The sequence below is a fragment of the Aliihoeflea sp. 40Bstr573 genome (assembly GCF_024105655.1).
Taxonomy (GTDB): Bacteria; Pseudomonadota; Alphaproteobacteria; order Rhizobiales; family Rhizobiaceae; genus Aliihoeflea.
In genome coordinates this window covers 246,795-270,835 of record NZ_JAAAMH010000005.1, presented here as the reverse complement: position 1 = coordinate 270,835, position 24,041 = coordinate 246,795, and the positions used below count along the sequence as shown (strand labels likewise).

Sequence of the window (24,041 nt, the reverse complement as noted above, 5' to 3'; positions counted from 1 at the left end):
AGAACAGACACCCCGCCAACCGGCAAAACGTCCCAGCCTATCCGCTACCGCCTCAAGGCCTCAAAGTCGACGCTCACTTAAGAGCGATACTCTGTAATGTCAACCAACTTTCGCGAAACTCAGAAGCAACCTTCTTCGTCGCCAGCAGCGTCGCCGCCGTCGTTGTTGAGCGGGTTATAGTCCCCACTCCCCAAAACTGTCAACGACCAATTCAAAGTTTTTGCGAAAGTTTTGTGTCACCCAACGGAATACCCCACGGAAGATTTGGTAGCAGCCTCTCGCATACGCGCGCGTGCCTAATTAGGGCCCTATTGAACCGGCAGAGGCGGGAAGCCGTGGACAGGCCGGCGCCATTCCGGCCGCTTCGTTGACTTCGCAGGTCCCGGCGGGCAATTGTCCCATCACGGACTGCAAATCGGCCGCCTCGTTTCGACGAATTGGCGCGCCACATGAAGAGATTGCATGAACGAACTCGATCTGGCCGCATGGGAATTGGGAGACGAGCCGCCGCTCAACGGCGCCGGCCGCAGCGGCCCGCCCGATCGGCGGGAAATTTCCGCCCGCTGGCTGTCCGGAACCTTCCTGACCGGCATCACCTCGAGCATCTTGATGGGCGTCGCGCTGTTCGCCGCGCTCGACGCGGGCAATGTCGTGACGCGCGCATCGCAGGCCGCCACCCCGCCGCCTCTCGACAGCGCCGCGTCTGCCACCGGCGAGGCGACCAAGACCGGCCGGCTCGTTGCTTCGCGCATCCTCGCGAGCATGTCGGATCGCCGCCGCATGGAGATTTCGACGCTTCAGCGCGAGAACGACGTCGACATCGTGCGCACCGTCCCGTTCGTGCATGTCGACATGGCGCTTGCCGCCGGCCATTCGACCGACCGCGATTATCCTGCCTTCGATCCGCTGGAAGTCTTCGCCGAGGAGGCACCGCCAGCCCCCACCGTCGCCATGGGCCAGATCTACGGCGCCAAGGTGGAGAGCGAGGTCAGCCTGCGCACCACCGCCTTCCCGCTCGATTCGGCGACGTTCGACACGCGCAGCGAATTGTCGGCCGACGAGGTGGAGGCGGTCGTGCGCAACACCGGCGCGATCCTGACCGATGGCGACATCCAGGTCGCCGCGCTGCATTATGTCGACCCGCAGCGCTTCGGCGACGGCCTCGCCGGCACGGCGCTCGGCAACTACGGCATCCGGGTGGTGCCGGAAAACGTGTCGATCGCGCCGCGCGAGCCGGCCACAGACGTAGCACCGGAATTCGCCGAAGACATGGTGGTCGCGCGTCGCGAGGAACCGATCGCCGAACTCCTCGCCGAGGCTGGCTATGACGACCCACCTTCGGTGGCGATGGCGGAGGCCGTTGCCAAGATGGCCGACAGCGAAACCCTGCCCGCCGGCTCGGTGCTTCGCATCGGGCTTGAGATCGCCGGCGAAGAGGCCCGTATCATGCGCGCCAGCCTCTATCAGGAAGCCGCTCATCGCGCGACGGTCGCCATCGACGACCGCGGCCAGTTCGTGCCCGGCGACGAGCCCGAACCCAACCCGGCGATCGCCATCGCCATGCAGGGTTCGATCCCGGTCATCGGCGCGGCCGGCAATCTGCCGACCGTCTATGACGGCATCTACCGCGCGGCATATTCCTATGGGCTTAACCGCGACATGACGCGGCAACTGATCCGGCTTCTGGCCGCGGAGGTCGACTACCAGTCGCGGCTCGGCCCAACCGACCGCATCGAGCTCTTCTTCTCCAATCCCGACGCTGACGATAGCGCCACCGGCGATTCGGAGCTCCTTTATGTCAGCGCCTCCTTCGGCGCGACGACGCGCAGCTTTTACCGCTTCCAGATGGAGGACGGCACGCTCGACTATTTCGACGAGGAAGGTCGCTCGGCGCGGCAGTTCCTGCTGCGCAATCCGGTTCCCAACGGTCGCTTCACCTCGGGTTTCGGCGGCCGGCGCCATCCGATCCTCGGTTATGTGCGCGCCCACACCGGGGTCGACTGGGCCGCGCCGCGCGGTACACCGATCATCGCCTCGGGCAATGGCGTCGTGGAGGAAGCCGGCTGGACGGGCGGTTACGGCCGGCAGACGATCATTCGCCACGCCAATGGTTATGTTTCGTCCTACAGCCACCAGCATGCGATAGCCGACGGCGTCCGGGCTGGCGCGCGGGTGCGCCAGGGCCAGGTCATCGGCTATGTCGGCTCGACGGGCCTGTCGACCGGCAACCATCTTCACTATGAGCTGATCGTCAACGGCACCAAGGTCGACCCCATGCGGGTGCGCCTGCCGCAGAACCGCTCGCTCGAAGGCCAGGAACTGGAAGCCTTCAACTATGAGCGCCAGCGCATCGACGCTTTGTTGAACGGCGACCCGGTGCCGCCGCTGCGCATGGCCGCGACCAACTGACGAAGCGCATCACCGCGACCAGCTGAGGAGAAAAAGAAAGGGCCGCCGAAGCAGCCCTTTTTCGTTCCAGCCAGTCCAGAACCCTATTCCTGAAACTCCACCGTGACACCCTTCGACACGAGCCTGGCGAGTTCCTGCGCGTCCCAGTTGGTCAAACGGATACACCCATTGGAATAGGTCTTGCCGATCTTCGAGGGCTCCGGCGTGCCGTGAATGCCGTAGGTTGGCTTCGACAGCGCGATCCAGACGGACCCGACCGGGCCGTTCGGTCCCGGCGGGATGGTCAGCACCTTGTCGTTGTCGCCCTGCTTGAAATTGATCTTGGGATTGTAGGTGTACTCCGGATCGAGCGCGATGCGCTCCACCGTATGCGTGCCGGTTGGAGAGGGCGTCGATTGGGAGCCGATCGTGGCCGGATAGGCGACGACGAGCTTGCCGCTGGCGTCGAACGCACGCACCTGCTTGGCGCTCTTGTCGGCGATGATCCGCGCAACCTGCTCGCGCTTGGGACGCACAACGTTGGCGACGCGGATGCGCGTCCCGGGTCGCTCGAAATTGGCACCCGGATTGAGCGCGCGCAGATAGTCCTCGTCCATGTGGAAGCGCTCGGCCAGCTTTTCGGCAACCGACGTGTAGCCAAGCGTCTCGAGCTGCGCCTTCTGGCCATAATCTTCCGGCACGGACGCGATGAACGGGCCCGCCGCGTCGACGGGCGTGATCTCGTATTCGATGAAGGCATCGCCGCCGGTGTCCTGCAGCACGGCCTCGATCGACTGCGTGTCGTAGGTGCGCAGCGCTTCGCCGCGCAATTCCTGGTAGGTGGCGATCGCCTTGTTGACGTTGTCGCCCATCCGTCCGTCGATCACGCCCGGCGAAGCGCCGATGCGCGATAGCACGATCTGGATCTTTGCCACGTCCTCGCTGGCGCCGGAGAGCGAGGCCCGCGGCGTGGAGATGGACGGCGGTTGGGTGCCTGGATCGATCTCGATCGCCGTGCCCGGCTGCGTCAGGCCGGCCGGCTCTTCGCCGGAGACGCTCGCCGTCGCCTGGTTGCCGAGCGGCTGGCGCTCGACGGCGCCGGGGGATTGCGGTTGCGGAGCTGCCATTTGGGGCGTGCTCGGCTGAGGCTGCGGCGCTGCCATCTGCGGCTGCGGCGGGATCGGCGGCGGCTCTCGGAATTCTGGGAAGCCGTCAGGCCGACGGCCCGGATAGCGCCCGAGTTCGCGCATGCGCTGCTCGCGACGCAATCGCCGGTCGTCTTCATAAGGTTCGTAGCGCTCGGGCTCGACGTAGTCGCCGCCCCACGGATCGGGCTCGATGACGCGTTCGCGCTGGACCGCACCCTCGCCCACGATGGCGATCACCTCGCCGGTATAGGGATCGACCAGCACTTCACGCCCGAACTGGTCGTAATAGACGTCGACCTCGCGCTGAGCGACCTGCACTCCGGAGCGCGCATCGACGCGGCGTTCGGGCGGCTCCACGACCGAGACGGCGGCGCCCGCGGTGCCGGCCGAAAGAAGCATGCCGAGAAGGGTGAGTGAAAACGGTCGTGCGATCATTTCTATCAAACCAGCCAAATGCGTTACGGTTGCGTTCGGTGATCAATCTTGATCAACGCCGCGCAGCGACGTGCCCGACTATGGTTCATGAAGAATGAACGGGACATGAAAATGGCCGGCATGGGCCGCAATTGCGGCGCAAGCCGGCCGGATTTTCCGCGTCAGGCGGCCTCGCCGACCGCCCCGCCTTGCGCTGTGGTATGGAAGTTCAGCCGGTCGGAGCCCGCCGTGACCTTGACAGTCGACCCGTCGAGAATCTCGCCGAGCAGGATGCGCTCAGCCAGTGGGTCCTGAAGTTCCTTCTGGATCACGCGCTTCAGCGGGCGCGCGCCATAAGCCGGGTCGTATCCCTTCTCAGCCAGCCAGTCGATCGCCTCCTGGTCGAGCGACAGGGTGATCTTGCGATCGGTCAGGAGCCGCTCCAGCCGGTTGAGCTGGATCATCACGATCTTGCCCATGTCGAGACGGCGCAGCCGATGGAACAGGATCACTTCGTCGACGCGGTTCAGGAACTCTGGCCGGAAGGAGGCCCTCACCACCGCCATCACGTCGTCGCGTGCGGCGTCCGCATCCTGGTCCTCGCCAAGTGCGACCAAATATTCCGCGCCGAGGTTCGACGTCATGATGATCAGCGTGTTGCGGAAGTCGACCGTGCGGCCTTGTCCGTCCGTCAAGCGTCCGTCGTCGAGCACCTGCAGGAGCACGTTGAACACGTCAGGATGCGCCTTCTCGATCTCGTCGAAGAGCACGACCTGATAGGGCCGGCGGCGCACGGCTTCCGTCAGCGCTCCGCCCTCGTCATAGCCGACATAGCCAGGCGGTGCGCCGATCAGGCGCGAGACCGAGTGCTTCTCCATGTATTCCGACATGTCGATGCGCACCATCGCGCTTTCGTCGTCGAACAGGAAATCCGCGAGCGCCTTGGTCAGCTCGGTCTTGCCGACGCCGGTGGGCCCGAGGAAGATGAACGAGCCGATCGGCCGGTTGGGGTCCTGCAACCCCGCGCGGGCGCGACGGACGGCCTTCGACACGGCCTGCACGGCTTCACCCTGGCCAACGACCCGCCTGCCGAGTTCGTCCTCCATGCGCAACAGCTTCTCGCGCTGGCCTTCCAGCATCTTGTCGACGGGAATGCCCGTCCAGCGCGATATCACATGCGCGACATGGTCGGGCGTGACGGTCTCCTCGACCATCGATCCGACATTGTCCTGGCTTTCGGCTTCGGCAAGCTTCTTTTCGAGTTCGGGAATGCGGCCATAGGCAAGTTCGCCCGCCCGCTGGAACTCGCCCTTGCGCTGCGCGATGGCGAGTTCGTTGCGCGCCTCGTCGAGCTGGCGCTTGAGATCTGCGGCCAGGCCGAGCTTTTCCTTTTCCGCCGCCCAAAGGCTCGTCACGCGGGCCGATTCCTCTTCGAGGTCGGCAAGTTCCTTCTCAAGCCGGCTCAGGCGATCCTTCGAGGCGACGTCAGTCTCGTTCCTCAGCGCTTCCCGCTCGATCTTGAGCTGCATGATGCGCCGATCGAGCTCGTCGAGCAGTTCGGGTTTCGAGTCGACCTGCATGCGCAGCCGGGATGCGGCTTCGTCAACGAGATCGATCGCCTTGTCCGGCAGGAAGCGGTCGGTAATGTAGCGGTTCGACAATGTCGCGGCAGCCACCAGAGCCGAGTCCGAAATCCGCACCTTGTGGTGCTGCTCGTATTTCTCCTTCAGCCCGCGAAGGATCGAGATCGTGTCCTCGACCGTCGGCTCCTCCACGAAAACCGGCTGGAAACGGCGAGCGAGCGCGGCATCCTTTTCGACATGCTTTCGGTACTCGTCGAGCGTCGTCGCACCGACGCAGTGGAGTTCGCCGCGTGCCAGCGCGGGCTTCAAGAGGTTCGACGCGTCCATCGCGCCATCGGCCTTTCCAGCTCCCACCAGCGTGTGCATCTCGTCGATGAAAAGGATGATGCCGCCGGCCGCCGCCTGAACCTCGGACAGAACGGCTTTCAGCCGCTCCTCGAACTCGCCGCGATACTTCGCGCCGGCAATGAGCGAGCCCATGTCGAGCGCCATCAACTGCTTGTCCTTGAGACTTTCCGGAACGTCGCCATTGACGATGCGCAGGGCCAGCCCCTCGGCGATCGCCGTCTTGCCGACGCCGGGCTCGCCAATCAGCACCGGATTGTTCTTGGTGCGCCGGGAAAGCACCTGGATCGTTCGGCGGATCTCGTCGTCGCGGCCGATCACCGGATCGAGTTTGCCCGAGCGTGCGTCGGCTGTCAGGTCGCGCGCATATTTCTTCAACGCGTCATAGCCTTGCTCGGCCGACGCGGAGTCCGCAGTCCGTCCCTTGCGCATGTCGTTGATGACCTGGTTCAGCGCGACGGGAGTCACACCGGCCTTGGCGAGGATGTCGGCGGTCTTCGCCGACCTTTCCATCGCCATAGCCGTCAGGAGACGCTCGACGGTGACGAACGAATCGCCCGCCTTCTTCGCGAGCTCCTCGGCCGTGGTGAACACCTTGGCCAGCGGCTGTGCGAGGTAGAGCTGGCCGCTGCCGCCCTCGACCTTCGGCATAGCCTCCAGCGCCGTCTCCACGCCGATACGCACGTCGCGCACACGCCCGCCGGCCCGCTCGATCAGCGAGGCGGCAAGCCCTTCCTCGTCGTCGACCAGGACCTTCAAGAGATGTTCGGGAGTGAACTGCTGGTGATTGCGCGACAGCGCCATGGTTTGGGCCGCCTGGATGAAGCCGCGGACCCGCTCGGAATACTTCTCGATGTTCATGTCTTCTGTCTCCCTTCGGCCCCGGCCTGGCATGCAGCGCCGGTTCAGATTGTAGTGACGCGCCGCCCCCGCTTGCTGCCGGCAGGCTCCGCTCTGGAATATGGGAGCGGCACGGGGCCCGCTCAAGTGAACGCACTTGCCCGGACAACAAAAAAGGGCGGTGGATGACCACCGCCCTTCTGGACATTTCCTGGCTGCGCCTTGTCAGGCCGCCGCTTCGCCAACATCGTCGGCCTTCTCGGCCGGTGCGGTGCTTTCGCCCTCGTCCGCCTTGAGACGCGGACGGCGCGTGCGGCGCGGCTTGCGCTCAGCCGTCTCCTCGCCCGCCTCAGCGCTCTGGACGCTTGCGGCAAGTTCGGCCGGGCTCGATGCGACAGAAGGAACGGGAGCTTCATCAGCAGGCTGCTCCGGGCGCGGTGAACGCTCGCGGCGCGGGCGCCGCTCCTTGCGGCCCTGGCCGGATTCGCCCTCGCCCAGCGCGACCTCGGCCGGAACGCCTTCGATCACAGGCTGCGGACCGCTGCCATCGGCTGCGACCACCGGCTCTTCGCGGTTCTCGCGATCGCCGCGATTGTCACGGTCGCGATTATCCCGATCCCGATCCCGATCCCGATTGTCGCGGTTCGGCCGGTCGCCGCGCGGCTGCTGGTTCTGGTCGCCGCGCTGGCTCTGATTGTTGTTGCCGTTGCTCTCGAAGCCGGCATCGTTGTCGTCGCCGTCCTCGTCGTCATCTTCGCGCATGTCGCGCTGCTGCTGCTGCGTCGCGGCCTGCTGGGCCAGCGCCGTGGCGATGATGCGGTTGTAGTGCTCGGCGTGCTGGAGATAGTTCTCCGCCATGACGCGGTCGCCGGAGCTCTGCGCATCACGGGCGAGCGTCGTGTACTTTTCGGCAATCTGCTGCGCGGTGCCGCGGATTTTCACGTCCGGGCCGTTGCTCTCATAGCTGCGGGTGAGCGGGTTCGGGCCCTTGCGGTTGTTGTTATTGTTGTTGCTATTGTTGTTATTGTTGTTGTTGCCGCGTCCGCGCATGCGCCTGTTCTGCTGTGGCCTCATCAGTTTCTCTTCATCTGGTAAGAATATCCATGCGGCGCCCGGGCCTTGCCCGTTCCGCAATATCGCTCCGGCGATCAGCCGCTCGAAGCGCTATCGCCACTTGTCCCGCTTTTCGGTTTCGCGTCACGCCCGGACATTCCCCGCGCGAAGCTAAGGCGTCTCATACGCAGAAGGCAGTTTGTGTCACGGGAACCGAATCGATGACAGCACTGCCTGCTTCGTCACATCCGGCAACCAAAACCTAGCGGGATTGATTTGTCTTGCCAAGTCCTTTTTGCAGGGCTTCCCCGGTCAATCGCTCGCCCGGAAGATGAGAACGCGGTTATTGCCGCCCAAATCTTTGCGGGCCTCGTGGCAATCGAAACCGGTCTCTTCGAAAATCGCGGTGACCGAATCCTTCTGGTCGTGTCCGATCTCGACCCCGATCCAGCCTTTGCTGGCAAGGTGGGCTCCGGCGCTTGTTGCGATGGCCCGGTAGCAGTCGAGGCCGTCCGCGCCGCCGTCGAGCGCCCGTTGTGGGTCGAAGCCGCGCACATCCATGTCGAGATCGGCGATATCTGTCGTCGCGATATAGGGCGGATTTGAGACGATCACGTCGAATTCGCCGCCAACATCCTCAAACCAGTCCGACTTTACCGTGCTGAACCTTGCCGCGACCCCATTCAGGTCGGCATTGGCGGCCGCCGTTTCAAGGGCTTCGTCCGAAATATCGGCCGCAAGGCCGGTCGCCTGTGGCAGTTGGACGAGAAGCGCGATCAAGATCGCGCCTGTCCCGGTACCCAGATCCAGGATGCGCAGCGGCCCCTTCCCCGCCACTGCCAGCACCGCGTCGACCAGCACCTCGGTGTCCGGCCGCGGCTCCAGCGTCTCGGCCGAGAGCCGCATGGGCAGCCCGTAGAATTCGCGTGTCCCGAGAATGCGATGCACCGGCTCGCGCACCGCCCGCCGGGCCAGCGCCGCCTCGATCGCCTCCACATGCGGTCCGGCAACGAGCTGGTCGGGCCGCGCGATCAGGTCGAGCCGCGTCGTGCCCGTCACATGCTCGACGATCAGCCGCGCGTCGATCTCGGCGCTGTCGATGCCGGCGTCTTCCAGGCGCCTGCGCGCCCGCCGCATCGTCTCGCCGAGTTCGACGGGCTCAGCCATGAGAGCCCATATCGGCGAGAAGCTTCGACTGGTGGTCCGAGATCAGCGCATCGATCACCTCGTCGAGTTCGCCCTGCATCACGCGGTCGAGCTTGTAGAGGGTCAGGTTGATCCGGTGGTCGGTGAGTCGCCCTTGCGGAAAATTGTAGGTGCGGATGCGCTCCGAGCGGTCGCCCGAGCCAACCTGTGTGCGCCGCGATTCCGAGCGCTCGTCGGCAAGCCGGGTGCGCTCGATGTCGAATAGCCGCGCGCGCAGAATCTGCATCGCCTTGGCACGGTTCTGGTGCTGCGACTTCTCTGCCGAAACCACCATGATGCCGGTCGGTAGATGGGTGATGCGCACGGCCGAGTCGGTGGTGTTGACGTGCTGACCGCCTGCACCCGAGGCGCGCATCGTGTCGATGCGGATGTCCTCGGCGCGGATGTCGATGTCGACCTCTTCGGCTTCCGGCAGCACGGCGACGGTCGCGGCGGAGGTGTGGATGCGCCCGCCGCCTTCCGTTTCCGGAACGCGCTGGACGCGATGGACGCCCGATTCGAATTTCAGCCGCGCAAAGACGCCGCGGCCCGAAACCGTCGCGATGATCTCCTTGTACCCACCGACCTCGCCCTCGCTGGCCGAAATCAGCTCGATCTTCCAGCCCTGCGTCGCAGCGTAGCGCTCGTACATGCGGAAGAGATCGCCGGCAAAAAGCGCCGCCTCGTCGCCGCCGGTGCCGGCACGAATTTCGAGGATGGCGTTCTTCTCGTCTGCCGAATCCTTGGGCAGCATCAGGATCTGGATTTCCTGCTGCAGCGCTTCGACCCGCTCCTCGACAGCCGGCAGATCAACTTCGGCAAGCTGGCGCATCTCCTTGTCGAGCGAGCGGTCGGCCAGCATCGCCTCGAGATCGGCAAGCTCCCCCTCCGCTGCAAGCAGCTCGCGCACCTTGCCGACGATGTCCTGAAGTTCGGAGTATTCAGAGGCGAGCTTCACATAGGCATCGGCCTCGGGGCCAGCCGCCATCTGCGCCTCGAGCATTTCGAAGCGCTTGATGACCTGGTCCATCCGGTCGCGCGGCAGTTCGATCATTTATGAAGTTCCTAAAGTGAGACGCCGTGCTGGTCGGCAAAACCGGAAAGCAGCACGCGCATGTCGGCATGTTCGGCCGTGGTGTCCAAGGCGTCGTCGAGCACCTTGGTCAGTGTGCCGAGCGGCAGGTCGCGCAGCATCGCCTTGACGGGGCCGATCGCCGCTGGCGACATCGAGATCGAGCGGAAGCCGACGCCGAGCAGCGCCATCGCCGGCAGCGGCCGTCCGGCCATCTCGCCGCAAAGCGTGACCGGCGTGCCATGTTTCACACCCGCCCGCGCCACCTGCCGCAACAGCCGCAGGAACGGCACCGAAAGCGGCGTGAAGCGGTCGGCCAGAAGCGTGTTGCCGCGATCGGACGCGGTGACGAACTGGAAGAGGTCGTTCGAGCCAACCGAGACGAAGTCGACCTTTGCCAACAGCTCGTCGAGTTGCCAGAGCAGCGAGGGCACCTCCAGCATCGCGCCGATCTTGAAGCTCGTCGGCAGATGGTGGCCGAAGCGGGCAAGATGGCGCACCTCGCGGTCGAAAATGTCGCGCGCCGCGTCGATTTCGGAAAGCTCCGTCACCATCGGCAGCATGACGCGCAGTTCGCGCCCGCCTGCCGCCTTCAGGAGAGCGCGAATCTGGGTGCGCAACAGGCCAGGCCGATCGAGCGTCAGGCGGATCGCGCGCCAGCCGAGCGCCGGGTTTTCTTCCTGGCCCGCGCCCTTGAAATAGGGCAGCACCTTGTCGCCGCCGATGTCGATCGTGCGGAAGGTCACTGGCTTCTTGCCAGCCGCCTCAAGCACATCGCGGTAGAGGCGCTCCTGCGCCTCAGCGCGCGGGAAGGTCGCCGCGACCATGAACTGGAGTTCGGTGCGAAAGAGCCCGATCCCGGCAGCGCCCGCCTCGGCGAGCTGCGGCAGGTCGACCGCAAGCCCCGCATTCATCATCAGGTCGATGTGCACGCCGTCCTTCGTCTCCGAGGGCTTGTCGCGCAATTCACGGTAGAGTTCCTGCCGGCGGGCGCGGAAGCGCACCTTCTCGGCATAGGCCGCCTCGACATCGGATTGGGGGCGCAGGTGGACGCGCCCCTCCTCGCCGTCGACGATGATCGCGTCGCCGTTCTCGGACATCGAGACGACGCCCTTCATCTGGCCGGTGACGGGAATGCCCATGGCGCGCGCGACGATCACCACGTGGCTCGTCACCGCGCCCTCTTCCAGCACCAGCCCGCGCAGCTTGTCGCGCGGATAGTCCAGAAGCTCCGCCGCGCCCATCTGCCGCGCGACGACGATGGCGTCGCGGTTCATCAATGAGGCCAACGCCTCGGGACCGCGTCCCATCAACTGCCGCAGGAGACGGTTGGCGAGATCGTCGAAATCGCTCATCCGCTCGCGAAGATAGGGGTCCGTCATGTGCAGCATGCGCGCGCGCATGTCGGACTGCACCTTTTCTACCGCCGCCTCGGCGGTCAGGCCGTTGCGCACGGCCTCCTCGAGCCGCCTGATCCAGCCCCGGTCGTTCGCGAACATGCGATAGGCTTCCAGCACCTCGCGGTGTTCGCCCTCGAAGGCGACATCGCGGCGCGACAGCATGTCGTCGATCGAAAGTCGAAGCGAGCCGAGCGCCTCGCCGAGACGTTCCAGTTCGGTGTCGGTGTCCTCGTTGAAGAGGTTGGTGACGACAATGCGCGGCTCGTGCAGCACGACATGGCCGAGCCCGACGCCGTCATTGAGTGGCAGGCCGCTGAAGGTCACGGGCCGCGACAGGTCGAGTTCCAGCCCGGGCCGTGTCAGCCGCGAAAGGTCTCCCGTCGCGATCATCTCGGCGATCACCATGGCGATGGTTTCGAGCGCCTCGAGCTCGTCGTCGCGATACTGCCGCATCGTGCGGTTCTGCACGACGAGGACGCCGAGCGTACGCCCAGCCCTCAGAACCGGCACGCCGAGGAAGGAATTGTAGATCTCTTCGCCCGTCTCCGGCAGGTAGGCGAAGGCCGGATGCTTCTGCGCATCGGAAAGGTTGAGCGCCCGCGCGCTCGCCGCGATCGTGCCGACGAGACCCTGGCCGAGCTTGAGCTGCGCCAGGTGGACCGAGCCGGGGTTCAGACCCTCGGTGGCATAGAGTTCCAGGATCGAGTCGGCGCGCAGCACGTAGAGCGAACAGACTTCGGCGACCATGTTGGAGGCGATCTCGCGCACGATCCGGTCGAGCCGCTCCTGCGGCTCAAGCGCTTCCGCCATGAGCTCGCGCAGCCGTCTCAGCAATACGCGCGGTCCCGCCGCCATGTCACGCATCGACCGTTCACTCCAACGGCGCTATCCGGCCCTGTGCTCTGCCAGGGCCGGCAACCGACTCCGTGTCGGCCGTTCCCCTCTTACTGCTTATCCAGCCCGTAGACGGAATGCAAAGTCCGCACGGCCAATTCAGTATAGGCCGCGTCGATCAGGATCGAAATCTTGATCTCGGACGTCGTGATCGCGCGGATGTTGATGCCGCGGTCGGCCAGTGCCTTGAAGGCGATCGCCGCGACGCCCGCATGGCTGCGCATGCCGATGCCGATGACCGACACCTTGGCCATGCCCTCGTCATGCTGGAGCGCGTCGAAGCCGACCTGATCCTTGTTCTTTTCCAGCACCGCGACCGCCTTGGCGACATCGGCCGAAGGCACGGTGAAGGTCATGTCGGTGCGCAATCCGTCCTCGGATATGTTCTGCACGATCATGTCGACATTGATGTTGGCTTCGGCGAGCGGGCCGAATATGCCGGCGGCGACGCCCGGGCGGTCCGAGACGCGGCGCAGCGAAATCTGCGCTTCATCCTTGGCGTAGGCGATGCCTGTGACGACTTGCTGTTCCAAGATTTCATCCTCGTCGCAAATGAGCGTGCCGGGCGGGTTGTCGAAATCGCCCATACCGGGAGCGTCCGGATCTTCGAAGGAGGAGCGCACGAAAGTACGCACCTTGTGTACCATGGCAAGCTCGACCGAGCGCACCTGCAGGACCTTGGCGCCAAGCGAGGCCATTTCCAGCATCTCCTCGAAGGAAATCTTGGCAAGCCTTCGCGCCTTCGGCTCGATGCGCGGGTCGGTCGTGTAGACGCCGTCGACGTCGGTATAGATGTCGCAGCGGTCGGCCTTGACGGCGGCGGCGATGGCGACCGCGCTCGTGTCCGACCCGCCGCGCCCGAGCGTCGCGATCCGGTTGTCGGGCGCAAGGCCCTGGAAGCCGGCGATCACGGCCACCTGCCCCTCGCCGAAGCGCTTGGCGAGGAACGATCCGTCGATCTCCTGGATGCGCGCGGCGCCATGGGCGTTGTCGGTCTTGATCGGGATTTGCCAGCCCTGCCAGGAGCGGGCATGAACGCCCATGCCCTGAAGCGTGATCGCCAGCAGCCCGGCCGTCACCTGTTCGCCGGAAGCGACGACGGCGTCATATTCGCGCGCATCGTGCATCGGCGAGGCTTCGCGGCACCAGGCGACGAGTTCGTTCGTCTTGCCCGACATCGCCGAGACGACCACAGCCACCTCGTGCCCCGCATCCACCTCGCGTTTGACGTGGCGCGCGACATTGCGAATGCGGTTGATGTCGGCGACGGAGGTTCCGCCGAACTTCATCACGATACGCGCCATGAAAGGGAATTCCTCGGGGCAAAGATCGGTTCATGCCGCCCGTCTTGAGGATCGGGCGGCGGCGCGGGTTGCATACTCAAATCGCCTGCCATGTGCAAGTGAGGCAAGCCGCGATGATGAGCCGGATTATTTCTTGAGGCGGTAGCCGGTCCGGAACATCCAGCTCACGATGCCAAGGCACAGCACGAGAAACACCAGCGTCATGCCGAGGCTTACCCAGACGCTGACGTCGGAGGTGCCGATGAAGCTCCAGCGGAAGCCCGAGACCAGGTAGACGACCGGATTGGCGAGCGAAATCGTCTGCCAGACGGGCGGCAGCATGTCGAGCGAGTAGAACGTCCCGCCCAGGAACGCGAGCGGCATGACGATCAGGAGCGGAATGATCTGCAACTTCTCGAACCCGTCCGCCCAGATGCCGATGATGAAGCCGAACAGCGAGAAGCTCACCGAGGTCAGGACGAGAAACAGCACCATCATGAAGGGATGCTGGATCTCAAGGTCGACGAAGAACGCCGCCGTCGCGAGAATGACGAGGCCGATCATCATCGACTTCGTTGCCGCCGCGCCGACATAGGCGAGCACGATTTCGAAATAGGAGATCGGCGCCGACAGCACCTCGTAGATCGTGCCTGTGAATTTCGGGAAGTAGATGCCGAATGACGCGTTCGAGATCGAAAGCGTCAGAAGCGACATCATGATCAGCCCCGGAACGATGAACGCGCCATAGGAGACCCCGTCGATCGTCTCGATGCGCGAGCCGATCGCCGCGCCGAACACGACGAAATAGAGCGACGTCGAGACGACCGGCGAAATGATGCTCTGCATGATGGTGCGGAACGTGCGCGCCATCTCGAACGTGTAGATGGCCTTGACGGCGTGAAAGTTCATGCCCGTTCCCTCACCAGGTCGACGAAGATGTCCTCGAGCGAGCTTTGCCGCGTCTCGAGGTCGCGAAAGCGGATGCCTTCGCTCGAAAGATCCGCCAGAAGCGCCGTGATCCCGGTGCGCTCGCCTTGCGTGTCGTAGGAATAGACGAGACGGCGCCCGTCATCGGTGATTTCCAGGCCCCGCCCAGTCAGACCCGCCGGCAGCGCCGCCAGGGGCTGGGCAAGTTCCAGCTCGAGTTTCTTTTTGCCGAAGCGCTGCATCAGCGCTGCCTTGTCCTCGACCAGGATGATCTCGCCCTTCGAAATCACGCCGATCCGGTCGGCCATCTCCTCGGCTTCCTCGATATAGTGCGTCGTCAGGATGATCGTGACGCCGGTCGCGCGCAGTCCGCGAACCATTTCCCACATGTCGCGCCGCAGTTCGACGTCCACGCCCGCGGTCGGCTCGTCGAGGAAGAGCAGCTTCGGCTCGTGCGCCAGCGCCTTGGCGATCATCACCCGCCGCTTCATGCCGCCGGACAGGTTGATGACCTTCTCGTCCTTCTTGTCCCAAAGCGACAGCGCGCGCAGCACCTTCTCGACATGCGCGTCATCCTTGCCCTTGCCGAACAGGCCTCGGCTGAACGACACCGTGGCCCACACGCTTTCGAACGCGTCGAGCGAGACATCCTGCGGCACGAGGCCGATGATGGACCGCGTCTTGCGGTACTCCGCGACGATCTCGTGACCATCGACCAGTACCTCCCCGCCGCTGGCATTGACGACGCCGCAGACAATGCCGATCAGCGTCGTCTTGCCCGCCCCGTTGGGCCCGAGCAGCGCGAAGATCTCGCCCGGCTGGACTTCGAGGTCGACACCCTTCAGCGCCGTGAAGCCGGAGTCATAGGTCTTGGTGAGATTTCGGATCGACAAAGCGGGGGGCATGGCAGGCTTTCGCAGTTCGGGTGGGCGCAGCGCATATAGGTCGCAGCACCGAGGACGCAATCGCCGGCTGCGATCCGACATCACGCTCCTGCCATTTCGCGCGCTTGACTTTTCGCCGCCCTCGCCCGACTTGACCACTCCTGAAGGAGACACCCGCATGTCAGATGCCCAGCGCACCACCATCGATGCCGGAGAGGTCGAACGCTTTTCGCGCCTCGCCCAGGAATGGTGGAACCCGAACGGCAAGTTCAAGCCGCTGCACAAGTTCAATCCGGTACGCCTTGCCTATATCCGCGACCAGGTGGCGACGCATTTCGGCCGTGACCCGCGCGCAGCCAAGCCCTTCGACGGCCTGCGCCTGCTCGACATCGGCTGCGGCGGCGGCCTGCTCTGCGAGCCGATGGCGCGCCTCGGCGCGAACGTCGTCGGCGCCGACGCCTCGGCCACGAATATCGAGGTGGCGAAGATCCATGCCGCCGAGGCACGTGTGAAGATCGACTACCGCGCCACCACCGCCGAGGCGCTGGCCGATGCTGGCGAGAAATTCGACGTCGTCCTCAACATGGAGGTCGTCGAACACGTCGCCGACGTCGACCTGTTCCTGTCCAAATGCGCGCACATGGTAAAGCCCGGGGGCCTGATGTTCGTCGCCACCATCAACCGCACGCTGAAAGCGTGGGGCCTTGCCATCGTCGGCGCCGAATATGTCCTCGGCTGGCTGCCGAAAGGCACGCATCAATACGACAAACTCGTCCGCCCCGAGGAACTCGACAAGGGCCTCGCCGGCACCGGCATGTCGGTTGTCGAGCGCACCGGCGTCACCTACAACCCGCTGACCGACCAGTGGAACCGCTCGCGCGATCTCGACGTCAATTACATGATCTTGGCTGCAAAACCGCCTGAGGGACCAGCATAGGGCGCAAGGCCTGGCGCGATCAGGTTCCGTGCGAGCCGAATACGGCGGCGTGCGAGAACCGGAGCGGCGCGTCCAACAAGGACGTGAGTGCCTGAAGCACGGAACGTCTCCGTTTGCAGCCCGCTCAGGGCTGAATCTCGGCGGGCCTGCTAGTTATGTTCGTCGGGGAAGGTCGGCAGCGGCATGAAGTCGACGCCATCGTCGGCGAGGCTCTTGACCTCCTCGACCGACGCCTCGCCATAGATGCCGCGCCGCTCGACCTCGCCGAAATGAATCTTGCGCGCCTCGTCGGCGAACTTGTCGCCGACATAGTCCGCGTTCTGGCGCACATGGTCGGCCATTTCCTTCAGCTTGGCCAGCATCTGGCGCTGCTCGGCGCCGACAGCGAGCGCGATCTTCTCCTGCTTGCGCGCAGTTGAGACCGCCGGCGCCATCAACGCCTTGGCGACCTTGGCCGAATGGCAGGTCGGGCACGAGACGAGACCGCTCTTGTGCTGCCCCTCGTAGTCCTCATTGGACCGGAACCAGCCATCGAATTCGTGGCCGGCATCGCAAACAAGGTTGAACCGGATCATGACGCGTTGGCCAGCCCTGCGGCATTCGCGATCGTGAAGTCGCGAGCGTTCTTCAAGTTCGGCACCTTGCCGCGCGCGGCCGCCGAGGCAGCAAGGTCGATCTCGGCAAGCACCACGCCCGGCTCCGCGCCGTTCGCTTCGGCCAGAACCTTGCCCCACGGATCGACGATCAGCGAATGGCCATAGGTCTCGCGGCCGTCCTCATGCGTTCCGCCCTGCGCGGCGGCGATGACGAAGGCGCCGTTTTCGATCGCGCGGGCGCGGATCAGGACGTGCCAGTGCGCCTCCCCGGTCTGCCGGGTGAAGGCAGCCGGCACCGTCAGCACCGAGGCGCCCGCCAGCGCCTGCGCGCGGAAGAGTTGCGGAAAGCGCAGATCGTAGCAGACGGCAAGCCCCATGCGCCCAAAAGGCAGATCGACGACGGTCGAAACCTTGCCCGGCTCGTACGTCGCGGATTCGCGCCAGCTCTCGCCCTTGTCGAGATCGACGTCGAACATGTGGATCTTGTCGTAGGTCGCAAGCCGCGCACCGTCCGTCCCGAACACGAAAGCGCGGTTGGCGACCTTTCCGTCCGGCCGCGCGATTGCGGTCGAGCCGATATGGACGAAGATGCCGAGTTCCGCGGCGAGTTCGGCTGCGCGGATGACGAGCGCATCCTTGTCGTCGGACGTGATCATCGCGCGCAAGCTGGCGCGGTCGCGCACCAACGCCCCTGTCATCTCGGGCGACTGGACGTAGGTCGCGCCCTTGCCCGCGGCCTCGCGCACCAGAGTCTCGAAATCGGCGATGTTGCGCTCAAGCGACGTCGAGGAGCGCATCTGCAGCGCGGCGACCTTCACTGGTCCGCTCATGCCTGGCCGCCTTTCAGCATTGCGTCGAGCCGGCCCTCCGACTCCAGCGCATGCAGGTCGTCCGATCCGCCGACATGGCGCCCTTGGATGAAGATTTGCGGAAAGGTCGTGCGGCCATTGGCCTTGCCGATCATTTCCTGGCGCAACTCCGCTGAAAAGCTCGCATCGTGTTCGACATAAGTGACGCCCTTCCTGTCGAGGAGCCGCTTGGCGGCTGCGCAATAGCCGCACATCATTCGTGTATAGATTTCGACGTCGGCCATGTATCGGTCCGTCCTGTTGCCTTTGCAGGTCTATATAGGCTCTGGCTTTCCTCGCCGGAAGTCCCCCGGCAATACCCGTGCGAAGGTCAAGACGGAGATCTCGCGCGCACCGGCACGGCGAAGGCACTTGGCAAGCGCAGAGACCGTCGCCCCGGTCGTGTAGACGTCGTCGACGATGCACACATGCCGCCCGGCGATCAGAGCCTTTTTCCCTTCGGGCACGAGAAAGGCGGCGCGGACATTGTCCTGCCTTTCCTTCGCCTTGAGGCCGACTTGCTGGCGCGTCTTCTTGACGCGCATGACGACCTCGGCGGCAAACGGCCGTCCCGTCTGTCTGGCGATGGCACGCGCCAGTTCCGCCGACTGATTGAACCGCCGGGTGAAAAAGCGTTGGCGGTGGAGCGGCACCGGAACGAGCAGCTCCGCATGGTCGATGATGTCGCGACCCGCGCGCACCATCCAGCCTGCCAGCCAGGGTGCAAGGTCGGTGCGGTCCTGATATTTGAGGCTCTGCGCCAGCCTGCGCGCGGCCCCGTCATAGGCGACGGCCGCGCGCGAGCGGTCATAGGCGGGCGGCGACGCCATGACGGCGGGCGAGATCGCACCCGTTCCCATGTCGTAGGCGAAGGGCACGCCCGAGACCGCGCACCAGGGCTCGTCGAGAAAATGGATGTCGCCCCAGCAGGAGGCGCAAAGCGTGCCGCCTTCGGCAACGATCTTCCGGCATCCAAGACATGTCGGCGGAAAGAGCATCCGGCCCGCGATTTGCCCGGCCGCGGCGCCGGCGGACTTGATCTTTGCGAGCCGTTCCACCACGAGACTTCTCAAGCCCGGCTTCCCATATCCACCCTATGACGGCGCACTTTCGCATTCAGGTACGCATGGACGCAATCTTCGATCAGACCCGCGCACTCGCCCACAAGATGCGAGCCCTCGCGCAAACCGGACGCCACGGCGATTTCCTGATGCGCGCCGCCTCGGCCGAGCTTGCCGAGCGCCTTTCCACGGTCAGCCGCGATTTCGACCGGGCAATCGTGCTCCATGGCTTCGTCGACGAGGCCGCGCGCGCCGTCGCATTGACGGGGAAGGCTGGCAGCATCGAGCGGGTCGAGGCGAACTCCGCCCTTCTCGACGGTGCGCCCGGCGCGGTCTCGCCCGTCGATCATCTCGCACTGCCTCCCGAAAGCGCGGACCTTGCCGTCTCACTGTATGCACTCGGCGAAGTCGACGACGTACCGGGAACGCTGATCCAGATCCGGCGGCTCCTGCGGCCGGACGGGCTGTTCCTTGGCTGCCTTGCGGGCGCCGGCACGCTGAAGGAGTTGCGCGAGGTCCTGCTGGCGGCCGAAGCCGAGATCACCGGCGGCGCGGCAAGCCGCGTCCATCCACTCGTCGACATCCGCGATGCGGGCGGGCTTTTGCAGCGCGCAGGCTTTGCGCTGCCCGTCGCCGATATCGAGGAAACGACCGTGCGCTACGATACGATGTTCGACTTGATGCGCGATCTTCGGGCCATGGGCGTCACCAGCAGCCTCGTCGGTGCACGGCCGGTTCGGCGCGCGGTTCTCGTCCGGGCTGCCGGGCTCTACGCAGAGCGCTTCGCCGATTCGGATGGGCGCATTCGGGCGACCTTCGCGACAGTCTGGCTTTCGGGATGGGCGCCGCATGGCTCGCAGCAGAAGCCGGCGCGGCGCGGCAGTGCGACGGTGTCGCTTGCAAAGGCGTTGAAGACGGACTGAACGATCAGCGGGTCAGGACTTCGTTGATCGCGCTTTCATTGCCGCCCCACAGATTGGAGATGGCCGTGCCCGTCGCCGAGGCCCCGCCGATGATCGCAACGCCGATGAGCGTTGCGATCAGGCCATATTCGACGGCCGTCGCACCGCTTTCGTCCGTCAGGAATCGTTTCAGCATGAGGCGCCTCGTCATTCAGCGTGTCCTCTTTCCTAGCGTCGAGAAGTTAGGAACCTGCCAAGAGGCGTCGTTAAGGAAGTGTGGAGCCAAGCGGCGCAATTGCCGCCTCAGCAGGAGCCGGAACGAGCGCCCGACTCGCGGATGATGCAGACCGCGCTCGGGCTCTGCTGAAGGACGCTGCGCCGGATCGTATATGTCTCGGCCGAACTGCGCGGCCCGATGCTGCCCGTCGACATCCGGTCGATGCCCGGTGATTCGACGGATGCGAACATCCGGTCGCGGGCGTTCTTGTCAGCGATGGGCACGAGGATAAGCGTCAGCGCGATTACCGCCGATCCGAACAGCAGTGTCACCCGCAGGATGCCCGCGCTCGTCTGGCTGATGAAGGATCGGCCCGAAAGGTCTTGCCCGCTGCCTGCCATGCGAAGTCCTGTTGTTCAAATGAAATTCCACAGGACTTTTGCAGGATTGGCTGAATCATCGATTAACGCGCAAACGCAAAGTCGACCATTGGGCGAGCGTCGATACTGGTCAGAGCAGGTCGATCAGGAATGGAATCAGAGGCTCGTCGGCCGGCGGCATCGGATAATCCCGCATCTTGTTTGGGCGCACCCACTTCAGTTGCTGCGCTTCAAGCGGCTGCGGGATACCCCAAAAGCGGCGGCATACGAAAAGCGGCATCAGGAGATTGAAGCTCTCATAGGAATGGCTGGCGAAGGTTAGCGGTGCAAGGCACGCCGTCTTGGTTTCGATGCCGAGCTCTTCATGGAGTTCACGGACGACGGTTTCCTCCGGCGTTTCGCCGGGCTCGACCTTGCCGCCGGGAAATTCCCACAAGCCGCCCAACTGCTTGTGCGCCGGTCGCTGCGCCAGGAGCACACGCCCATCCGCGTCGACGAGCGCGCAGGCCGCGACGAGCAACAGGCGCTTCGGTTCGGCATTCGCCGCTTCGGTCATGTCCTCGCCTCCGGTTCGGCACGATATTCGTAAGGGTAGGTCGCCGTGAAGCCGAAGGATTCGTAGAGCGCGATGGCGGGGGCATTGTTCCTGTCCACCATCAGGAAGCTGCCGCACGCGCCGCTCGCAGCGGCAAAGGCCAGCGCGGCCGATACGAGCTTGCGGGCAAGCCCTTGCGAGCGAAAGGCCGGCGCGGTCGCGACCTCGTAGATTCCGGCAATCGCACCGTCGACAGTGCACATCGCCTTGGCGGCCGGAACTCCATCGACCGACAGCACGAACAGGCCCAGTTTCGCCGGGACACGCGCAAGAAGCGCTTGCAGCGGCGCAGCACGCGCGGCGTCGATGGCGCCGATCGCAATCCCTGCCCGACAAAACGAGGCCGGAGACACCATCTCGACCTCCCGCTGCGCGCTGGAGGTCGAGCCCAGTTCCGCACGCATGACGAGCGAGGGCGTGATCACCGGCCAGTTCATCTCGTCGAACTGCTCGACGAGGCGCCTCCCCGTCAGCGGCGTGATGCGAAACGTCACCGGAAATCCTGCCGCGGCGAAGCGCGCGCGCAGGCCCGGCAATCGGCGCTCCAGCCCGTCGCAATCGGAACGGTCGAGCGGGGTCACGGAGTTCGATCTGCGCGTCGGCAAACCGGCCGTCGTGCGCACCGACCACGTGCCGTCATAGGATACGATTTCGGCCGGCCAGGCGCGAAAGCCCGCCGCTTCCAAACGCCGGACCGTGGGCAGGTCGGCGTCTGCCATCCTAGCTGCGGTAGTCGCCGTTGATGGCGACATATTCCTTGGTCAAATCGCAGGTCCACACCGTCGCCTGACCGCGCCCGAGGCCGAGATCGACGCGGATATCGATCTCGTCGCCCTCCATGTAGGCGGACGTCGCCGCCTCGGAATAATCCGGGTCCCGCTCGCCGCTATGGGCGACGCGGATGTCGCCGAACCAGATCGACAGGAGATCGCGGTCCGCCGGCTCGCCGGCCTTGCCGACGGCCATGACGACACGGCCCCAATTGGCATCCTCGCCGGCGACCGCCGTCTTGACCAGCGGCGAATTGGCGATGGACAGCGCGACACGCTTGGCCGAACGCGCATTCTTGGCGCCGGTGACGGTGACGCCGATCTGCTTGCGCGCGCCCTCGCCGTCGCGCACGACCTGAAGCGCGAGCGCCTTCAGCATCTTGTTGAGCGCACGGCGGAAATTGGAAAGCCGGGGATCTTCCGCGTCCTCGATCCGCGCTGCTCCGCGCTTTTCAGCCGCGCCGGTGGCGAACAGCATCAGCGTGTCGGAAGTCGAGGTGTCGCTGTCGACCGTCACCGAATTGAACGTCATGCCGACGCCCTTGGAAAGCAGATCCTGCAACGCCTTCGCGCCGATCGGCGCGTCGGTCGCGACGAAGGAGAGCATCGTCGCCATGTCCGGCGCGATCATGCCGGCGCCCTTGGCGATGCCGTTGATCGTCACATCGACACCGTCGATCTGGCAGGTTGCGGTCAGATATTTGGGATAGGTGTCCGTCGTCATGATCGCCTTGCCGGCCTCGGCCCACAGGCCGGGCTGGGCACGGGCGACCATGTCGTCGAGCAGATGGGCGAATTTTTTGGCGTCAAGAGGCTCGCCAATGACGCCAGTTGACGCCAAAAACACCTCTTTTGAGCTGGAACCGGCCGCTTTTGACGCCAGATCGGCCGTCATTTCGGTGGTTTCACGGCCCTTTTTTCCGGTGAATGCGTTCGCATTTCCCGAATTGACGACCAGAATGCGGGCCGATCCACCGGGCAGATTCGCCCGGCAGAAGTCGACCGGAGCCGACGGGCATTTCGACTTGGTGAAAACGCCGGCCACGGTCGTCCCCTCGTCAAAGACCATGGCCAGAAGGTCGGTGCGACCTTTGTACTTGATGCCGGCCTCCGCCGTCGCGATCCGCACGCCATCGATGGGCGGCATCTTCGGGTAGCTTTTCGGGGCGAGCGGAGAAACGGCGTCGGACATGGCGCTGGTCTTTGTGTCTGCTGCTTATTCGGCCGGGTCGGTCGTCTCGTCGGAAGGCGCCGCATCGACGGCGCCATCAGCGCCGGCTTCAGCATCCGATTCCGACTGCGCACCCGGCTGTGCGGCCGCTTCCATCTCGTCGAGCGTCGCCTTCAGTTCGGCATCGGAGATCTCGATGTCAGCCGCCTCGCGGATTTCCTCGACGGTCTGGAAGTAACGCTCGCGCAGCAGGATCGATCGGATCTGCGGGCCGACCTGCTCGAAAGCCGGCGGCTGCTGCTGGCGCTTGTCTTCGACCTTGATGACGTGCCAGCCGAACTGCGTCTGGACCGGCTCGGCGGAGTGCTCGCCGACATCCATGGCGAAGGCCGCCTCTTCGAACTCCGGAACCATCTGGCCCTGGCCGAAATAGCCGAGGTCGCCGCCCTGCTGAGCTGCGCCATCGGTCGAGTTCGCCTTGGCGAGTTCCTCGAAATCGGCGCCGCCGTCGAGCTCGGCGATCAGTTCCTTCGCCTTCTCCTCGCTGTCGACGATGATGTGGCGCGCGCGCACTTCGTTGGTCGGCGGGGTATTGGCGATCTCCTGGTCGTAGCGGGCGCGGACCTCTTCATCCGTCACGCTGACGGCGACCTGCTGCTCGATGAAGGCGCTGTGCAAAGCCCGCTCGCGCAGGAACGCCATCTGGCGCTGGAACTCTTCGGCGTCGTCGAGCCCTTCCTCTTCGGCCTTGGCGGCGAGGAGGCGGATTTCGATCAGCGCCGAAAGCGCGGCGGCGCGGCGCTGTTCGGGCGAAAGGTTCGCGAACTGCTGCTCGAGGCCCTGGAGCGCGAGCGCCAGGTCACCCTCGGTCACCTCCTGCCCCTCGACCGTGGCGACGATGGCGGACGGGTCGGCTGCGACCGCGGGTTCCGGCGCAGCAGGCGTCGTATCCTGCGCAAAGGCGGCGCCCGAAGTCAGCGCGACGAGCGCGACGGCGGCGGACAAGCGGCGAAACAAAACATTCATGAAGAAACTCCAGTGAGGGTTCGATGCTGTTTCCAGCCCTTGCGAATGTGGCGGAATTCCGCATTTGCGCCCACAGGCGGCGGCGTTGACATCGCTTGTGCCCCCTCTTATCTGTCCTTCGT

22 protein-coding genes are annotated in these 24,041 nt (G+C 64.9%); 3 read left to right on the top strand and 19 right to left on the bottom strand.

Going from position 1 to position 24,041, the window contains the following annotated elements:
* Positions 1–462: 462 nt before the first annotated feature.
* A complete protein-coding gene (locus GTK01_RS09390) occupies positions 463–2,409 on the top strand; it encodes a M23 family metallopeptidase (RefSeq protein WP_252925611.1) in 1,947 nt (648 codons plus the stop codon).
* 83 nt (positions 2,410–2,492) lie between these two features.
* Here the strand turns inward: GTK01_RS09390 and GTK01_RS09385 are convergent, their stop codons facing one another.
* From GTK01_RS09385 to GTK01_RS09345, 9 genes are all read right to left on the bottom strand, one after another.
* The gene (locus GTK01_RS09385) at positions 2,493–3,971 is read right to left on the bottom strand and encodes a L,D-transpeptidase family protein (protein ID WP_252925610.1); all 1,479 of its coding nucleotides are present in this window, start codon (positions 3,969–3,971) and stop codon (positions 2,493–2,495) included.
* Between the two features lie 161 nt (positions 3,972–4,132).
* On the bottom strand, positions 4,133–6,739 hold the full coding sequence (gene clpB / locus GTK01_RS09380; protein ID WP_252925609.1) for an ATP-dependent chaperone ClpB: 2,607 nt from the start codon (positions 6,737–6,739) through the stop codon (positions 4,133–4,135).
* A gap of 204 nt (positions 6,740–6,943) precedes the next feature.
* The gene (locus GTK01_RS09375) at positions 6,944–7,792 is read right to left on the bottom strand and encodes a DUF4167 domain-containing protein (RefSeq protein WP_252925608.1); all 849 of its coding nucleotides are present in this window, start codon (positions 7,790–7,792) and stop codon (positions 6,944–6,946) included.
* Between the two features lie 291 nt (positions 7,793–8,083).
* On the bottom strand, positions 8,084–8,938 hold the full coding sequence (prmC, locus tag GTK01_RS09370) for a peptide chain release factor N(5)-glutamine methyltransferase (RefSeq protein ID WP_252925607.1): 855 nt from the start codon (positions 8,936–8,938) through the stop codon (positions 8,084–8,086).
* Positions 8,931–10,010, bottom strand: a complete 1,080-nt coding sequence (gene prfA / locus GTK01_RS09365) for a peptide chain release factor 1 (RefSeq protein WP_252925606.1) — start codon at positions 10,008–10,010, stop codon at positions 8,931–8,933. The genes prmC and prfA overlap by 8 nt, the downstream gene beginning before the upstream one ends.
* An 11-nt stretch (positions 10,011–10,021) precedes the next feature.
* Positions 10,022–12,292, bottom strand: a complete 2,271-nt coding sequence (ptsP, locus tag GTK01_RS09360; RefSeq protein WP_252925605.1) for a phosphoenolpyruvate--protein phosphotransferase — start codon at positions 12,290–12,292, stop codon at positions 10,022–10,024.
* An 80-nt stretch (positions 12,293–12,372) separates the two neighbouring features.
* Positions 12,373–13,626, bottom strand: a complete 1,254-nt coding sequence (locus tag GTK01_RS09355) for an aspartate kinase (protein WP_252925604.1) — start codon at positions 13,624–13,626, stop codon at positions 12,373–12,375.
* A 126-nt stretch (positions 13,627–13,752) separates the two neighbouring features.
* Entirely contained in the window at positions 13,753–14,514 is a 762-nt protein-coding gene (locus GTK01_RS09350; RefSeq protein WP_252925603.1) for an ABC transporter permease, read from the bottom strand.
* On the bottom strand, positions 14,511–15,437 hold the full coding sequence (locus tag GTK01_RS09345) for an ABC transporter ATP-binding protein (RefSeq protein WP_252925602.1): 927 nt from the start codon (positions 15,435–15,437) through the stop codon (positions 14,511–14,513). Before GTK01_RS09345 ends, GTK01_RS09350 begins: the two co-directional genes overlap by 4 nt.
* A gap of 157 nt (positions 15,438–15,594) precedes the next feature.
* Between GTK01_RS09345 and ubiG the strand changes: the two genes are divergently transcribed.
* Complete coding sequence (gene ubiG, locus GTK01_RS09340; RefSeq protein ID WP_252925601.1) at positions 15,595–16,353, top strand: bifunctional 2-polyprenyl-6-hydroxyphenol methylase/3-demethylubiquinol 3-O-methyltransferase UbiG; 759 nt, start codon at positions 15,595–15,597, stop codon at positions 16,351–16,353.
* Between the two features lie 149 nt (positions 16,354–16,502).
* On the opposite strand, the gene GTK01_RS09335 is transcribed toward ubiG, so the two are convergent.
* From GTK01_RS09335 to GTK01_RS09320, 4 genes are read right to left on the bottom strand one after another with little or no spacing between them, the layout of a single operon-like run.
* Entirely contained in the window at positions 16,503–16,928 is a 426-nt protein-coding gene (locus GTK01_RS09335) for a DUF1178 family protein (protein WP_252925600.1), read from the bottom strand.
* A complete protein-coding gene (locus GTK01_RS09330; RefSeq protein ID WP_252925599.1) occupies positions 16,925–17,779 on the bottom strand; it encodes a carbon-nitrogen hydrolase family protein in 855 nt (284 codons plus the stop codon). The genes GTK01_RS09335 and GTK01_RS09330 overlap by 4 nt, the downstream gene beginning before the upstream one ends.
* The gene (gene grxC, locus GTK01_RS09325) at positions 17,776–18,042 is read right to left on the bottom strand and encodes a glutaredoxin 3 (RefSeq protein ID WP_252925598.1); all 267 of its coding nucleotides are present in this window, start codon (positions 18,040–18,042) and stop codon (positions 17,776–17,778) included. Before grxC ends, GTK01_RS09330 begins: the two co-directional genes overlap by 4 nt.
* A gap of 30 nt (positions 18,043–18,072) precedes the next feature.
* The gene (locus GTK01_RS09320; protein ID WP_371924309.1) at positions 18,073–18,858 is read right to left on the bottom strand and encodes a ComF family protein; all 786 of its coding nucleotides are present in this window, start codon (positions 18,856–18,858) and stop codon (positions 18,073–18,075) included.
* A 65-nt stretch (positions 18,859–18,923) separates the two neighbouring features.
* Between GTK01_RS09320 and GTK01_RS09315 the strand changes: the two genes are divergently transcribed.
* A complete protein-coding gene (locus GTK01_RS09315) occupies positions 18,924–19,781 on the top strand; it encodes a methyltransferase domain-containing protein (protein WP_252925596.1) in 858 nt (285 codons plus the stop codon).
* Positions 19,782–19,785: 4 nt separating this feature from the next.
* On the opposite strand, the gene GTK01_RS09310 is transcribed toward GTK01_RS09315, so the two are convergent.
* The 6 genes from GTK01_RS09310 to GTK01_RS09285 all read right to left on the bottom strand — a co-directional run bounded on the left by GTK01_RS09310 (position 19,786) and on the right by GTK01_RS09285 (position 23,919).
* On the bottom strand, positions 19,786–19,971 hold the full coding sequence (locus GTK01_RS09310; RefSeq protein ID WP_252925595.1) for a Flp family type IVb pilin: 186 nt from the start codon (positions 19,969–19,971) through the stop codon (positions 19,786–19,788).
* A 92-nt stretch (positions 19,972–20,063) separates the two neighbouring features.
* Entirely contained in the window at positions 20,064–20,378 is a 315-nt protein-coding gene (locus GTK01_RS09305) for a hypothetical protein (protein WP_252925594.1), read from the bottom strand.
* A gap of 109 nt (positions 20,379–20,487) precedes the next feature.
* Positions 20,488–20,913, bottom strand: a complete 426-nt coding sequence (locus tag GTK01_RS09300) for a (deoxy)nucleoside triphosphate pyrophosphohydrolase (RefSeq protein WP_252925593.1) — start codon at positions 20,911–20,913, stop codon at positions 20,488–20,490.
* The gene (locus tag GTK01_RS09295) at positions 20,910–21,671 is read right to left on the bottom strand and encodes an N-acetyltransferase (RefSeq protein ID WP_252925592.1); all 762 of its coding nucleotides are present in this window, start codon (positions 21,669–21,671) and stop codon (positions 20,910–20,912) included. The genes GTK01_RS09300 and GTK01_RS09295 overlap by 4 nt, the downstream gene beginning before the upstream one ends.
* Before the next feature lies 1 nt (position 21,672).
* A complete protein-coding gene (argJ, locus tag GTK01_RS09290; RefSeq protein ID WP_252925591.1) occupies positions 21,673–22,914 on the bottom strand; it encodes a bifunctional glutamate N-acetyltransferase/amino-acid acetyltransferase ArgJ in 1,242 nt (413 codons plus the stop codon).
* Positions 22,915–22,938: 24 nt separating this feature from the next.
* Entirely contained in the window at positions 22,939–23,919 is a 981-nt protein-coding gene (locus GTK01_RS09285) for a peptidylprolyl isomerase (RefSeq protein ID WP_252925590.1), read from the bottom strand.
* Between the last annotated feature and the right edge of the window lie 122 nt (positions 23,920–24,041).